Annotated in this window: 14 protein-coding genes; 3 read left to right on the forward strand and 11 right to left on the reverse strand. The window is 65.8% G+C overall.

What is annotated here, in order from left to right; translation table 11 throughout:
- Nucleotides 1-67: 67 nt before the first annotated feature.
- The 6 genes from ACQPXH_RS22295 to ACQPXH_RS22320 form a co-directional block, all read right to left on the reverse strand.
- Nucleotides 68-211 (reverse strand): hypothetical protein, encoded by a 144-nt coding sequence (locus ACQPXH_RS22295; RefSeq protein ID WP_433598473.1) that lies wholly within the window; start codon nucleotides 209-211, stop codon nucleotides 68-70.
- Between the two features lie 134 nt (nucleotides 212-345).
- Entirely contained in the window at nucleotides 346-651 is a 306-nt protein-coding gene (locus ACQPXH_RS22300; RefSeq protein ID WP_433598474.1) for a hypothetical protein, read from the reverse strand.
- The gene (locus ACQPXH_RS22305) at nucleotides 648-956 is read right to left on the reverse strand and encodes a hypothetical protein (protein WP_433598475.1); all 309 of its coding nucleotides are present in this window, start codon (nucleotides 954-956) and stop codon (nucleotides 648-650) included. Before ACQPXH_RS22305 ends, ACQPXH_RS22300 begins: the two co-directional genes overlap by 4 nt.
- Before the next feature lie 446 nt (nucleotides 957-1,402).
- Complete coding sequence (locus ACQPXH_RS22310; RefSeq protein ID WP_433598476.1) at nucleotides 1,403-1,609, reverse strand: DUF397 domain-containing protein; 207 nt, start codon at nucleotides 1,607-1,609, stop codon at nucleotides 1,403-1,405.
- A 68-nt stretch (nucleotides 1,610-1,677) separates the two neighbouring features.
- Nucleotides 1,678-1,884 (reverse strand): DUF397 domain-containing protein, encoded by a 207-nt coding sequence (locus tag ACQPXH_RS22315; RefSeq protein ID WP_433598477.1) that lies wholly within the window; start codon nucleotides 1,882-1,884, stop codon nucleotides 1,678-1,680.
- Nucleotides 1,881-2,759: a helix-turn-helix domain-containing protein gene (locus tag ACQPXH_RS22320; protein WP_433598478.1), complete on the reverse strand. Its 879-nt coding sequence runs from the start codon at nucleotides 2,757-2,759 to the stop codon at nucleotides 1,881-1,883. Before ACQPXH_RS22320 ends, ACQPXH_RS22315 begins: the two co-directional genes overlap by 4 nt.
- Nucleotides 2,760-3,049: 290 nt before the next feature.
- On the opposite strand from ACQPXH_RS22320, the gene ACQPXH_RS22325 reads away from it, so the two are divergent.
- The 3 genes from ACQPXH_RS22325 (at nucleotide 3,050) to ACQPXH_RS22335 (ending at nucleotide 4,126) form a co-directional block, all read left to right on the forward strand.
- Nucleotides 3,050-3,193: a hypothetical protein gene (locus ACQPXH_RS22325; RefSeq protein ID WP_433598479.1), complete on the forward strand. Its 144-nt coding sequence runs from the start codon at nucleotides 3,050-3,052 to the stop codon at nucleotides 3,191-3,193.
- A gap of 319 nt (nucleotides 3,194-3,512) precedes the next feature.
- Nucleotides 3,513-3,818, forward strand: coding sequence for a hypothetical protein (locus tag ACQPXH_RS22330; protein ID WP_433598480.1), 306 nt, complete (start codon nucleotides 3,513-3,515; stop codon nucleotides 3,816-3,818).
- Entirely contained in the window at nucleotides 3,815-4,126 is a 312-nt protein-coding gene (locus ACQPXH_RS22335; RefSeq protein WP_433598481.1) for a hypothetical protein, read from the forward strand. The genes ACQPXH_RS22330 and ACQPXH_RS22335 overlap by 4 nt, the downstream gene beginning before the upstream one ends.
- Before the next feature lie 181 nt (nucleotides 4,127-4,307).
- Here the strand turns inward: ACQPXH_RS22335 and ACQPXH_RS22340 are convergent, their stop codons facing one another.
- The 5 genes from ACQPXH_RS22340 to ACQPXH_RS22360 all read right to left on the reverse strand — a co-directional run bounded on the left by ACQPXH_RS22340 (nucleotide 4,308) and on the right by ACQPXH_RS22360 (nucleotide 13,620).
- Nucleotides 4,308-5,558 (reverse strand): TIGR02679 domain-containing protein, encoded by a 1,251-nt coding sequence (locus ACQPXH_RS22340; protein WP_433598482.1) that lies wholly within the window; start codon nucleotides 5,556-5,558, stop codon nucleotides 4,308-4,310.
- The gene (locus ACQPXH_RS22345; protein WP_433598483.1) at nucleotides 5,551-9,765 is read right to left on the reverse strand and encodes a TIGR02680 family protein; all 4,215 of its coding nucleotides are present in this window, start codon (nucleotides 9,763-9,765) and stop codon (nucleotides 5,551-5,553) included. The genes ACQPXH_RS22340 and ACQPXH_RS22345 overlap by 8 nt, the downstream gene beginning before the upstream one ends.
- A complete protein-coding gene (locus ACQPXH_RS22350; protein ID WP_433598484.1) occupies nucleotides 9,762-10,904 on the reverse strand; it encodes a DUF2398 family protein in 1,143 nt (380 codons plus the stop codon). The genes ACQPXH_RS22345 and ACQPXH_RS22350 overlap by 4 nt, the downstream gene beginning before the upstream one ends.
- 7 nt (nucleotides 10,905-10,911) lie before the next feature.
- The gene (locus ACQPXH_RS22355) at nucleotides 10,912-12,456 is read right to left on the reverse strand and encodes a DUF2397 domain-containing protein (protein WP_433598485.1); all 1,545 of its coding nucleotides are present in this window, start codon (nucleotides 12,454-12,456) and stop codon (nucleotides 10,912-10,914) included.
- A gap of 366 nt (nucleotides 12,457-12,822) precedes the next feature.
- Nucleotides 12,823-13,620: a TrmH family RNA methyltransferase gene (locus ACQPXH_RS22360; RefSeq protein ID WP_433598486.1), complete on the reverse strand. Its 798-nt coding sequence runs from the start codon at nucleotides 13,618-13,620 to the stop codon at nucleotides 12,823-12,825.
- Nucleotides 13,621-13,647: the final 27 nt, after the last annotated feature.

Raw genomic sequence — 13,647 nt, forward strand, 5'->3', positions numbered from 1 at the left:
ATCCTAACCGATACACCTCGAGGGCAGCGCATAAAAGCGAGGTAGGAACATTTGGGGCGCCGGGTATTCAGGTCAGCGTGCCGCCTTCGCTAGCCGCCTTGTTGGGGTCGTCCGCTTCGAGTTCCACTGTGTGGCTGTGGATCTCGACCTCCAGTGGCGCATAGACAGTCGTGGACAGATCGCTCTCGCCCGTGCGGCGCTGTGAACTCATGTGCCGCTCGTACATGGTCGGCCGCTGCGCGGTAGTTCAGCGTCGGGTCATTGATCGTGCTGACCAGCGGACCCGTCGCCGCGCGGGAGGTCATCCGGCGATGCACGCGTGATCTTCCCGAGAAGCGGTAGTTGCTACGTGAAGATTGCCCCGATTGCGAGGCCGACGAGAAATCCGATGATGCACAACAGGAATCCAGCGAATGCGGCCAGCAGTCCGACGCCTACTCGGCGGACGCTGTCACTGAGCGGAAGGCTAGCGGCGCTGATGGCGATGAGTACACCACCCGCGATCGGTGGTCCTGTTATGAACCAGATCGCGTCGCGGGGGACTAGCCCAGTGTAAGGCAACGAGATAGAGACCATGCCGATGATGACGGCGACGAACGACTCGGGGCCGAACCAGTCTTGCCGTGCATATTTCGACGACAGGTCGCTCATAAGTTCACCAACCAGACGAGCATGAGGAGCAGACCAGGTATCACAATGCCGGTGGCCGCCCCGAGGGTCCGCGGTGTTCTCCGCCAGACAAGCAGTCCCACCGCCACAACCATTACGGACATAACGATTGCGAACACTAGATGCTTGGACACCTCGAACGTGGGATACGCCGCGTCCGCCAGGCCGATCACCAATCCGAACAGCATCACGGCCGTCGCCGACGCGACGGGCACTGCCACCGTTGCCGCCTGCCAGAAGGCAGAGTTCGATATCAGGCCAGCGAAGGCGCCGTCACGATGTTTCACTAGCGCATTATCACGACTGACGGCGGATTGCTCGAACTACCCAGCACCGTCGGCTTATTCCGCTCCCAGTTCGGATCGTTGAAGTCGGCGCTGAACGGCTTGAACCACTCTTTCCCTCCTCCTAGTTGGCCATCTCGTCCTCTCGCACCGGTGCCATCCCAGACCTGGTGCCGGACCGGCTTTCCCGCCCCCGCAAAGCTCGTCTTGACCGTTCCGGCGAGGTCACCACCACGCAAAGGCGTTGGTGATCGTGCGGACTGGGTTCTATAGAGCCGCGTACGTCGACAACGATGACGCTGAGGTTGCTTCGGATGTCGCCAGCGGCAACCGAATAGATGCACGTCCACTTGCCGTCGTCGACGTGCGGGCGTGGAGCCCTGAGAAAGGGCTGAGCCCAGGCGACGAAAAGCGCCTGGGCTCATTCGGTTTCGTGTGTCGACCGCCGATCAGGCGCGATCGAACTCGCCTTCCTTGACTCCAGCCGCAAAGGCATCCCACTCCGCAGGACTGAAAACCAGCGCCGCACCGGTGCGGTCCTTGGAGTCGCGCACGCCAACCATGCCGCCGTCGAGGTGTGCAACTTCCACGCATGCCTGGGCGTCCTTGCTGCGGCTGGACTTGAACCACTTCGCCCCGGATAGGTCGATGCTCACCCTTCGTACTCCCTTGCTATCTGGGCCACCAGTTCCCTGGATTTCCTACGAATACACATGCATGCCGCTCAGGACAGCACGAACTCCCCACCCTGCAAACCCGCTGTGAACGCATCCCACTCGGCGGGACTGAATACAAGAGCTGGGCCCGTCGGGTTCTTCGAGTCCCGCACCCCGACCATGCCGCCGTCGAGGTGTGCGATTTCCACGCATGTGTCCTGGCTGGCTGACCTGCTGCTCTTGAACCATGCTGCGCCGGACAGGTCGATGCTCACGCTAGGTACTCCCTTGCAACTTTCAGTAGCAGTTCCCTGCTCATGTCTTCGTTCAACGCTACCTGCTGGATCTGCGCGATTGCAGTGCGGTACTGCGTGATTTCCGCTTCTTGGTCCAAGTAAAGAGCCCCCGTGTACCCCTGCACATACACAACGGGAGGCTCGGTCAGCCGAGATGTGGGATGCAAGGGAAATTCCATCAACACAAACGATCCCGTGATCAACCCCCGGTGGCTTCCCACCTGCTGTGGGAGCACTCGGATCGACACGTTGGGCCACCGGCCGATGTCCGCAAGATGCCGGAGTTGTTCGGCCATCACGGCTGGACCGCCCACCTGATGGTGTAGCACCGACTCACTGAGGAGCACCCGAAACTCGAAGTCGCCTGCACTGTCCCGCAACCTCGACTGCCGTCGACTGTGCACTTCGATCAGCGTCTCCAGAGCCGCCGCAGCATGGCTGGGGAACTCGATCCAGGCAAGCGCCCGCCGATAATCCGGTGTCTGCAGGAGACCGGGGACAAGGGTCAGTTGGAACGTCGTCAACCGCTTCGCAGCCTCCTCCAATCCGATGAACAGGTCGAAGTGAGCCGGAACCGCGTCGCCGTAGCTGTGCCACCAGCCCGGCTTCTTCGTCTCTGCGACGAGACCGGCCAGCGCCGCGCTCTCTTCCTCAGTGGCGCCGTACATCTTGCACAGGACGCCGATGTATAGCTCCTTCAGTTTCGGCCCGCGTTGACCCGACTCCATCCGCCACAGCGTCTGGGGCGACACCTCGATGGCCCTGGCCGCTGCTGTTGGCGAGACACCGGACTCCTCTCGGAGCCTCTTCAACTGACGGCCCAACATCCGACGCGGTACAGCCGAACCGGTCATTACATAGCCTCACTAGTCGTTGGCGTGCATTTTGGAATGGTCATGACAGGCACTCTGGAAGTGCGGGAATAAGTTCCGCGAATCGCAGACAGACATCTTCCAAAGTGTTCACTGCGAGCGTACTACTGAAATCACCCCGGTAGCCGGGATGTACCTACTGCCTTCAGCGAATCACCGTGACGCACAGGCAGTTTCGGCCTCGGCCACCGGGCATTCCAGACACTCACACCCACGTTCGGAGTCTCCGTATGCATGGTCTGCCCGTAACGAACCACAGCGAATTGCCCGTGATGACAATCGAATCCGCCCACGCGACCATGCAGGCGCACTTGGACTGCGCGGCGTCGATGTGCCCGGTCAAGGCGCAGGCGAAGAAACGGCTGATCGATGCCGGGCGTCTGGTCCCGGCTGATGTTCCGCACCAAGGTTTCTGATACGGCCGCCGACCCCGTCGAGCACCGGTATCCGAGCCAGGCGATGGCACCGGCGCAGATGCATCGGGAGATCTCCCGCGAGCTACACACCGACTGCACGGTAGGGACGTGCAAGATGTTGCGCGGCTGTTGGACACGGCTGATCGAGACGGGACATCCGCATCCCACCGATTCGCCCGCCGACTGCCCGGCCTGCACCAGACCCCCTGCCTGACAACAGATCTTCGAAACCGCACAACCAAAGCCAGCAGCCCGGTCGGTGACGACTGCTCCTCGACGGCCGGTGCCTACCGATAACGATAAGGGGGAACAGCAGGCAATGAGCCCGGACACGGATACCTGCCAGCAGTACACGCCGCAGCGATCCACACCCGCCGATCCTGACGACCGAAGGCCGAAAGCCATCCGCCTCGAACGAACCAATGGGCCCGAGCGCGTGATCGAGACTCGTTGTCACACCGAGCGACTGGACTGTCGCCATCTCGTTGATCCCCAGCCACCGGCAGCATCCGGCCCCGACACGCAGACCTTGCTGGATGTGCTGACCGACCCCAGCGCGGATGCCGCGGCACTCGCCGCGCGGCTCACACCGACAGCCGCACCCCGCGAGGCAAGGCAGCGATGAGGCCGCGTCCGACCGCGCTGGGTTGGATAGACCTGACGGTCACCGGAAATCCGGAATGGGATGCCGCGCAGGTGCGGCGGCTGGCGCGGCGGCTCGGCTACGCGTTGGTGTGGCCACCGGCAATCACGCTGGTGCCGCTGGTCGACCAGGTTCGAGTTGCGGATGTGGATGCGGTGATCATGCCGTCGCCGTTGCATTTGGATGTGCTGATGCTGCATGCGGTGATGTGTGTCGCGGACGTCGAAACTGTCACTCCGCGAATGTCTTTCGCTCGCTGGGCCGCGTTCTCGTCGGGGCGGCGGGGATGAATTGGAGCACAGCTGGGCTGGTAGTGGCGGCTGCAGTGCCGTCGGCGGTGTTGGTCTGGGCGGTGTGCTGGCCGGTTCGGGTGTGCCAGCGTAAGGCCGATCGCAAATGGCGCGGAAGGGAATAGCGATGACCCGCAAGGGTTTTGGATACCGTCGAATCCGTCATCATGCCCTTCCTTCCTTACATTCGCTGTGCTGGCAAATACACCGACTCTTCGCCGCCAGTCGATGATCCGACGGCCCGATAGCCGACTTCCGGACGAAGATCGTCGAGCAGCAGCGCCAGGATCGCCTCCTCGTGCACATCCGTCCCGTACTGCGCATGCGCGTCGGCCAGCGCGACGCCCTCGGCCACCTCGATACCGAGATGTGTTGCGTAAGTGGGGGTATCGAAGCGCCACAATCGCGTATTCGGTGCGGCAGACCGGACCGTCGCGACGATGACGAACCCGGCCGGGTCGATATCGGCCCGTGCGTGGATCGCGATCCCGGTTTCGGAGGCACCCGCGAGGAGGTCCAACGCGGCCAGTGCGGGTACGCCATCTGTGCATATCAGCGGTGGGCAGTGTTCGCCCAGTTCGTCCGCGGCTGCCTCAACGATGGTCGGGTTCTCACAGACGAAAAGTCGTGCGGGCACCGGGTCGAAATGCCACGGGCCCAGCAGATCCCGCAAGGTCAGCCAGGTGGGCATGCCGCGACGGTGACCAGCGGTGATATCGAGCGGCACATTCAGCGTCAGCACTCGGGACGACACCGTATCGCAGCGCACGCCCGCCGAAGCCCAGGCCGCCCGCCACTGCCTGCCGGGTCGGCGAGGCGGCGGGCTACCGGTGGTAGCGGCGATCAGGCGGGCAACCGTGCGTCCCAGTTCGGTGGCATAGTCCAGCGCGTGCGCATTGCCGGTTGCCTCGGCCGCGAGCTGACCGAGCCGTTTACCCGGCCCGGTCCAAGGCAGCAGCGGCCACACGACGGCGATCTGACCGGCCAGCTCGACGGCTCGGCCCGAACCCAAGCGGGGCGCGCGGACTCCGGTCAGCCATCCCTCGATGATCTCGTCGACCAGCCCTACCGCGTGCAACGTTCGAAACACCGCCCGGTGTTCGTCCTGCGCGGCGAGGTGTTGTGCGGCAACAAGTTCGGCCCGAACCGGGAGTGGACCACCGTGAACCAGCTCGACGAATTGGCGCACGGTGAGCTGGTGCGACGACAGCGCACCAGCGAGCGCGCGGAAAGTCACCGCCTTATCGGAGACCTCCCACGCGCCACCCAACAGCCGACCCACTTGACGCCGTTGCTCCGCGGTCAGCACCACTGTCAGCGAACCACGCTCCAACCCGCCGCCCCGGTGGACGCGACGCCGGATCGCGTCCAGCACCAGCGCCGGTCCGGGAAGCGCCGCCCAAGCGCGCAGACCCTCCGGCAGCTCAGTCATCAGCGAGTCCGAACAGGCCCTCGGCCAGCGCGGCCTCGGCGTCCGCACCGGCGCCGAGCCGCTCGACGTCCATTGCGTGCAATGTGCCACCACACCACAGATACGGAAGCACATCGACGCCCGGCAGATGCCGTTCCCTGGCCAGCTCGTAGACCGCGACGGCGGGCACCGTGTCGTAGGTGCACCATTCGTCGTGCGCGGTGAGCATGATGTCGAGCTCGAAATCGACGGTCAGCCCCATGAAGGACGCCTTCACCTGCGCGTCCACACCGGTCATCGCCTCGTCGAGCCACACCCAGCGCGGCGCGTGGGCGGCGGCCGCGTCGTAGGCGACCACCGCAGCCGCGAACAGTGGCTGCGACAGCAGCACCACCTTCTCACCGCCGGATTTCGCGCCGTGCTTCGCGGCATCGAAGGGCGCCCACTTATTGGTGCTGCCCGGGCGATAGTGCAGACCGATCTTGAGCCAACCCCGGTAGTCGAGTGCGCGACCGAGCTGATGCTTCCAGTCCACGCTGCCTTCGGCATTGGCTTCGGAGCGGGCTTCATCGATCTTGCGGGCAAGGAATTGACGCACCAATTCCTGACGGTCGGCCGACAGCTCGGCATAGCCTTGTCCCAGGGCATCCACCACCGACGCGGCGTCGGAATCGCTGGGGTCGGCCTCCCACACCACCTTGACCGTATGTCCCTGCCGCGTCGGATGTTCGGCGAGGTGTTTGTTGATGTGGGCGAACGTGCGACGGGTGTAGTCGAGGCGATCTTTGAGGTGTTCGATGAAGGTCGAGCCGAGCAGCGTGGCGAGAACTCGCTGCTGTTCGGCGTCGTAGCCATCGCGCTGCACGGCGACACGTTCGGCGAGCGTGTCCGCCGCGGCCGGCGGCAGCTGGAAGCCAGCTGTCGCATCGGTATGGATCTCCACCCGTGGCAGGGTGTCCTCGTCGTCGATCACACGGGCGTCCTGCTGTGGTAGCAGGGACTGCCGCAGCTCCTCGAGTTTCTGCAAGCAAATGCGCCACGCCCGGCCCTCATCGGCTGGTTCTACTTTGAGTTCGACCTCGCGGCGCACCGCGGTCGCGAGTTCACGGGCGGCCTGCACGTTGCGCCGGTCTGGAACCTCCACGGTGAGCGGCTGGCTGAGTCCGTTATCGACGGCCTCCCACAGCGCTGCCATCGCGATGTCGCGACGCTCCTCGGCGACTGCTCGTTCTTTCTCATGATTGTGCAGCACTTGCTCGGCGACGGCCTGGGCGGTGCGCGCCGTGGTGAGTTGTTCGGTGTAACTCTCGCGGTCGGATTCCAGTCGCTCGATCCTGGCTTCGATTTCGGCTTTGCGATCGAGTTGCTTCTGCTGGTCGGCACCCAACGCCGTTTCAGCGGTTCGCAGTTTCACTTCGAGCCGTCGCTGTTCGTCGGCTGCGTCGTCGCGCTCGAGCTCCACTTCCGCTTGTCGTTGTGCGCGCTCTCGATGCTCGAACTCAGCGTCGGATAAGGCGGCCTGGGCGGTGTCGAGGTACGGAATCAGCAGGGCGTAGCGGTCGAGATCGGTACGCAGGGTGGTCAACGCCTCGCCTTGTTCGGCAAGGCCGATGAGTTTGAACCGATGCGCGGCAGCGTATTCGGCGAACGCGGCACGCGCGGCGTCGAGCAGGCGCAGGTCCTCGGCGTGCAGTTCTTCGAGATCGGCCAGTTTCCCCGCTCGGTCGAGCTGGGCGCGGGTGCGTTCACCCCATACCACCACGGCGGAGGCGAGTCCGCGTTCACCGTCCGTCGGCAGCGCCGCCTCTTCGCCATGCAGGCGCCGCAGTGTTTGCTCGGCCGCGGCGATCTGCGCGTCGACGGTGGCCAGTCGGTGCTCGAGGTCGATCAGTTCCGCTTCCAGAGCTGCGATACTGCGGGCCCGGGCGGCGGCCCGTGCCGCGGCGCCGACATGGGTCGCTGGTCCTGCGGCTTCGGCCCGACCCGCGAGGCCGCCGAGTCGCCAGCTGCCATCGGCGGCCAGCCAGTCCCCGGCCGGTTCGGGCGCGCCGGTCTCGCGCCAGCCGAACTGCGCGAGCAGCCGCCGGACCATCGGGACCGCGACACCACCGGCTTCGACCGGATCCAGCACCGAAAGCAAATTCGGTCCATGCCCGGCGGCGGGTGAGTCGCACGGGAACACGCCGACGTCGGCGACCCCGAAATCGACTGTGCCATCCGGTGACACCCAGGCATCGAGCAAGCCCGACCCCGCCAGCGCCGCTTCGAGCACCGCAAGCGCATCGTCGTCGATACCTGGCGTCGGATTGACGACTCGCCACAGCGGCGCGCCCAGTCCCGAGGACACATCCGGCCGATCTCGACGCCGCCACATGTCCGGACCAGGCGGGGCGACATCGGTCTGCGCCCGTACTTTCGCCAATTGCCCAGTGACTTCCCGCACCCGATCGGCAAGCGGCGCACGTTCGAGCAGCGCCTGCTCCTTGTGTGCCTGCCAGAGCGTGCGGCGGGTCGCGACGTGGGCACGCATCTCCGCGATCACCGATACGTGCACCCTCGCCGATCCGGTGTCATCGATGACGGTCAGCTCGGCGATCAGATCACACCAGCGCGCAACGAGAGCGTCCTCGCAGGCAGCCACCTCGGCCTCGGCGGCCCAGTCACGCACCTGCGTTTCCAGCGTTCCCGCCGCTCTCCGGACCGCGGCCACTGCGTCGCTTTCCTCGCTTCGCGCCTGAGCCAGGGCCGCAGTGGCAAGCTCGACCTTATGTCCGCAGCGCTCCACTGCGCGGTCGGCGGCCGCCTGCTGCTGATCGAGCTGTTGCAGGTGCGCGAAACGCTCCGCGCGTGCCCGTTGTTCCCCCATCAGCGCATCGATGTCGCGGCCGGGCAGATAGCGAACAACCGCGTCAGCCAAGCCCGCAATCGCCGCCGCTTCGGTCACGGCGCCTTCTGCGGCACGCACGGCGGCGTCGGCCCGCAGCACCGCATCCCGGGTTTCGCCGACTTTCGCTGCCGCCCTGGTTACCGAATTCTGTTCTCGCTCCAGCTGTTTGGCCGCGGTATCAAGCTGGGCGGTGGCCCGCGTCAGTTCCCGACGCAAACTTTCGATCCGACCGGTCGCGGCCACGGCGTCCCGATACGCTCGCGACTCGAGCAGCTCGCGCAGCGTTGTACCGGCATCGCTGTGCTCACGCCTGGTCGCAGTGAGCAGTTCCTCCGAGCGCGCCAGCAGGGTCACCGCTTCTTCCAACGTAGCCGCGGCGGTCTTCTTCCGGCTCGTCGTGTTGTCCAGACTTGTGGTGGCACTGGCCATTTCGTCGGCGCGTAGCCGCATCACCTTGGTAGCCCACGGCTTCCATCCCGTGCGAACGAACATCGCGATCGCCCGGGCCGCCTCCTCGGTGCGCTGCATAGCCGAACGGAGCTGTTCGAGATGTTCCCATCCGTCGGCGAGTTGATCGACTTCGTTCGTCGCCAACGGCGGCAGCGCGTCGCGCAGCGTCGTGGCGAGACTGGCCGGGTTGAGTCGCTCGCCCAGTTTCGGTTTGCGCAACTGCTTGAGCAGTTCGGTCAGGTTGTCGTAGGACTCGGCCGTCAGCCCGTACAGTTCCTCGGCCAAGCGGGCCCGGTAGGCCGCGGCACTGCTGGGCAGGACGATCCCGTCGATCTTCTTGAGATCCTTCTGATCCACGGCACGCCCGGCATTCAGCAGCCGGAAGTCCTGACCCACCCGCCTTCTGGTGACGAAATGCCAAGTGGTGACCGGTGCCGTGCCGCTGCCCGCCCGCGCCGACGCGCCGAGTCCGCAGGTGAAATACACTTCGGCACCATCCTCGGCGACCCGCCCGAATTCGACCCAGGCATAACCGAGTCCCGCATCGGCAGGCTCGCGCGGGTCGTCCCCGTCACCGGTGGGCAGCAGATTGAACCGCATACTGCGATGTTGCGAGCCGAACGGATCGAGCACAGTTGGCGCGATCTCGCCCCGGAGCAGCATCAAGGTGGTCAACTCCAACACCTTGGTCTTGCCCGCGCCGTTACCGCCACGCAGCACCAATCTGCCGTCCGCGAACCAGAATTCGGCATCATCGTATTCCCAGAGGTTGGCGATGCCGACCCGCAGCGGCTGCCACCGCTCCCGGGCAGGAGCAGGCAGTACCCCGGTCAGCGCGGCCCGCAACCACTGCGCGCCCCATGCAGTCGGCTCGGCGAGTTCGACGGTCATCTGTCCTCCTCGATCCGCGCAGTCTCAGCGAGAATCTGCGGGGCGCGGTAGCGGGCGGCAATCGGAGTGAGCTGCCACAAACCCGGCCGCAGACCAGGTCGCAGCAGGTCGAGTGCCCGCAACAGCTCCAATACTCGTTCGCGCCGGGCGAATTCGGTGGCCACCTCGGCGGTGATCGACTTCGGATGCCCGAGCGCGACCTCGGCCACCGCCGCGGTGAGATCGGCTTCGGTCACCACCGCATTCTCATCGCGAACGCGATACAACTCGTCGAGCACGAGCAGCGTGACGAAATCGACCGCCCGCAACCGCGGAAACGCGAGATCGGTCATCGACTCCTCCGCCGCGATCAACGCCAGCCCTTCAGCGCGCTGCTCCACCACCCAACCGGTCATCTCGGTGCACCATCCCACCACGCGGGTGCGCTGCCGGATCAGGTAGGCACGCTCGGCTTCGGTGAGATCACTGTAGAGGCAGACCGGTAGCTCGATGATCCGTCGCATCACGGCAAATCGTTCGGCCGCGTCGTTGAGTACGGGCCCGCGCTCCTCGAGTGCCGCGGACAGCGATGCCGGGTCCATCATCCGCAGCAACATCTCTCGTCGCACCTGGTAAGTGGCGCCGACTTTGTCCACTCGCCGTGTCCAGCTGTCACGCTGGTCGGCCGCGTCACTGCCCGACGGTGCCAATGCACCCGCCGACATCAGCAGCTCCACCGCCGCCGCGAAGACTTTCCGCTCCGAATACCGGTCGGGTTCGTAGACGGCGACCCCGCTGTCCGCACGCGCCGAGAGCACCCGCACCCGGTCGGACAGGTCCTGGGTGGTGGTGACATCCTCGGCGTCTTCTGCCGCCGCGGCCGCCAACAGCGCCAGCACCAGCGTCCGCCGAGGCGGCAGAGCCACCCGCCGTGGTGCGATCACAGTGTCCCCCAACGGAAGACGGAACAAGCGAGCCGCAGAGTCGGTGACCACCAGACGGTAGCCGAGGCGCGAGGAGAACCAGCTCACCAGCTCCGGCCGGTGGCGCGGATGTCGTACAAGTCCGAACAGCTCGCGGTGCCGCCTACGGTCCACCACCGGATTGGCCAGCAATCCGACGAACGCGCGACGCCGCTCCAGCACGTCCCGATCATCCATGCTCAGCTCATCCCTTCAGCGGTTCCAGCGTGAAATGCCAATTCCGCGTGACAAATCGACCGTGCGGGCAGGTAAGAGTGGTGGGGGCGTCATCGATCGGCGCGTTCAGCGTGACCTGCCAGCGCCCGTCTTCGGTCACCCCGGATCGCAGTGTTTCACCGCGGGTACCACGAGCAATCGCGAACAGCTCCAACAGCATCCGCAGTTCTGGCTCCGAGAGTTCCGCCCAGTCGGCCAGCTCCGTCCCCGACCTCGCCGCCAACGTCGCTTCGGCTTCCCGTCGTTGCGCCAGCGCCGCGGTTCTGGCCCGTCGCGCAGTCGCCCTGCCCACTGAGTTGTCGATCGCCTTGATCCGTTTTCCGACCGCCGCACGTTGACCGTGCTCGCGGTAGCGCGCGGTGATCGGCGCGGGAGCGGCATCGGCCCAGGCTGTGGCGTGTTCGTCCGCGCTGTCGGCGGCGATCAGCAGGTGCCGGGCCGGGAACACCCCGATTGCGGTATCCCACATGCGCCAGGCGGTTTCATCGTCGGGCGCGCGTTCGATCGCCCCGGCCAACGCGAGCAGTTCACCGCGTCGGGTCAGGGCACCACCGGTGTCCATCAGAATGTGCATATTGCGGGCCCACGGCGCGACCAAGTCGCGCAACTGTCTACGCAATCGGCGGGCCTGCCCGTCTGCACCGCCGAACCAGCCTTGTAGCGCCGTCCACGTGCGCATCCATCGCTGCACCTGCGGGTCGACGACAGAATCCGGCGCGTCGTCGGCGAGTGCGCCGCGCACGCAAGCCCGCCATGCCGATTCGGTGAGCACCGGGTCGATGTCGGCCATCAGTGCCGCCACCGCGGGCGTGTGGATGTCGACCTGTTCACCCCACATCCCGACATATGACTGCAAGGTCCGCCACAGAACCTCCTGTTTATCCGGATCGGGCCCACCGGAAAGGGCGTGCGCGAGACTGCGCTGCCAAGATCGCGCAGCCACCGCCATCCCGTGATGCAACGTGATGATCTGCTGGTACTCGGCTGCCGCCGCCGGGAATCGCCGCTGCCGGATGGCTGCCGCGAATTCGTGCAGCCGATCGTGAATTGCGCGCGGGGCCAAGGTGAGATCAGCGGCCGCGTCCTCGTCCGCGCCGAGCTCCAGAGTCCAGAAGGTATGTAAGCGGGCGGCGGTCGGGGTGAGCTGAAAACGGTCGCGGCGGCGCAGGAAGTCCTCGCCCGTGCGCGCGGGCTCCTGCCACCGGGTCAGCACTGCCCATCGCACCAGGCTGTCCAGCCGCGCGTCGAGGGAGAACACCTCGTCGTGCACCAGTCGATCCGCGATCTGCGGCCCGGCCCGCTCCCCGACCCAGGCCCGCAACCGGGCCGCGACCTCGTCGAAGGACATCCCGGTCAAGCTGGTGTCCTGGGCTTCCACCATCACATCGACAATCGCCCGGTACTGGGCGGCGAACCGAGAGGTCAAGTAGGCGGGGACCAACTCCTGTCCGGGCAGGTGAGCGGCCCATGGGTCGACTCCTGTCGATTCGATCAACTCATCCCCGTCGCTCACCTAACCCACCTATCCGCAGTAATAGAACCGAATTCCGGCGCTTGGCGGTCCACCACGATATGCAGCCCGGACCGTCACGCGGCGGCGAACCGATCGGCGTGACAGCCACCGATGCTAATGAACCCCGCACCGGTGCCAGCGCTCCGGCAGTCAACCCCGTCCCGATCAACTCCGCTGCCCGCGCGGCCGCATCCGCGGTCTGCGCCGCGGCCACCCGCAACAGATGGAGTTTCCGGTGCGGAGGCTGCACACCTCGAGAGCAGGAAGGTCGGCGTGCGGAATTCCGAATTGGGGATACCAGCCGGTACTGGGCGCAGTGAGCACAGGAATCCGGCCCGGACGTTGCGCTGAGGGCTCGCGCCCGGCCTATTTCGCGTGCTGGACCCGAGCGCTGGCGTAGAGGCAGATCGCGGCCGCCGCGGCGAGATTCAAACTTTCGGCGCGACCGTGAATGGGAATTCGCACGCGATGATTCGCGCGAGCGGCGACTGCGGGGTCCAGACCATGCGCCTCATTACCGAACAGCCAAGCCACCGGACCGGCCAGCAGTTCGTCGGCGTCGTCCAGGTCGACCTCGCCCTTGGCGGCGGTTGCCAGCACCGTAATGCCCGCTGCCGCAACGGCATCGAGCACCTCGCCGATATCGCGATGGCGCGCGATCGGCACATGGAACAAACTGCCCGCACTCGCACGGACGCATTTGCCATTGTGCGGATCGACCGCATCCCCCGCCAGCACAACACCATTCGCGCCCACCGCATCGGCGACTCGAATGAGAGTGCCCGCATTGCCGGGCTCGGCGATCTCGACTGGGACGGCGAGTAGCTTCGGCCGCTCGGCCAGCACGTCCGCCAGCGGCACGTCGATGTGGTCACACACCGCGACAAGCCCCGGCGCGGTGACGGTTTCGCCGAGATGTTCGGCGGCGCGCTCACTCACCAACGTGGTGCGCACGCCCGCGGCGACGGCACCGGCGATCAGCTGATTCTCCCGAACCGCGGCGTGCATCGAGTAGAACAGCTCGCGCGCCCGACCGGCTTCCAGCGCCGCCGCAACGGAATTCGCGCCCTCGGCCAGGAACTGCCCGGTCTTGCGACGCTGCGCGGCGCGCTGCAGCTTGACAGCGGAAACGACCCGCGGATTGTGCTCGGAGAGCGCATCCACGGGTCGTTCCGAATGTGTCGTCACGCA

Origin of the sequence: Nocardia sp. CA-135953, assembly GCF_050955735.1 — a bacterium.
Classification (GTDB): domain Bacteria; phylum Actinomycetota; class Actinomycetes; order Mycobacteriales; family Mycobacteriaceae; genus Nocardia.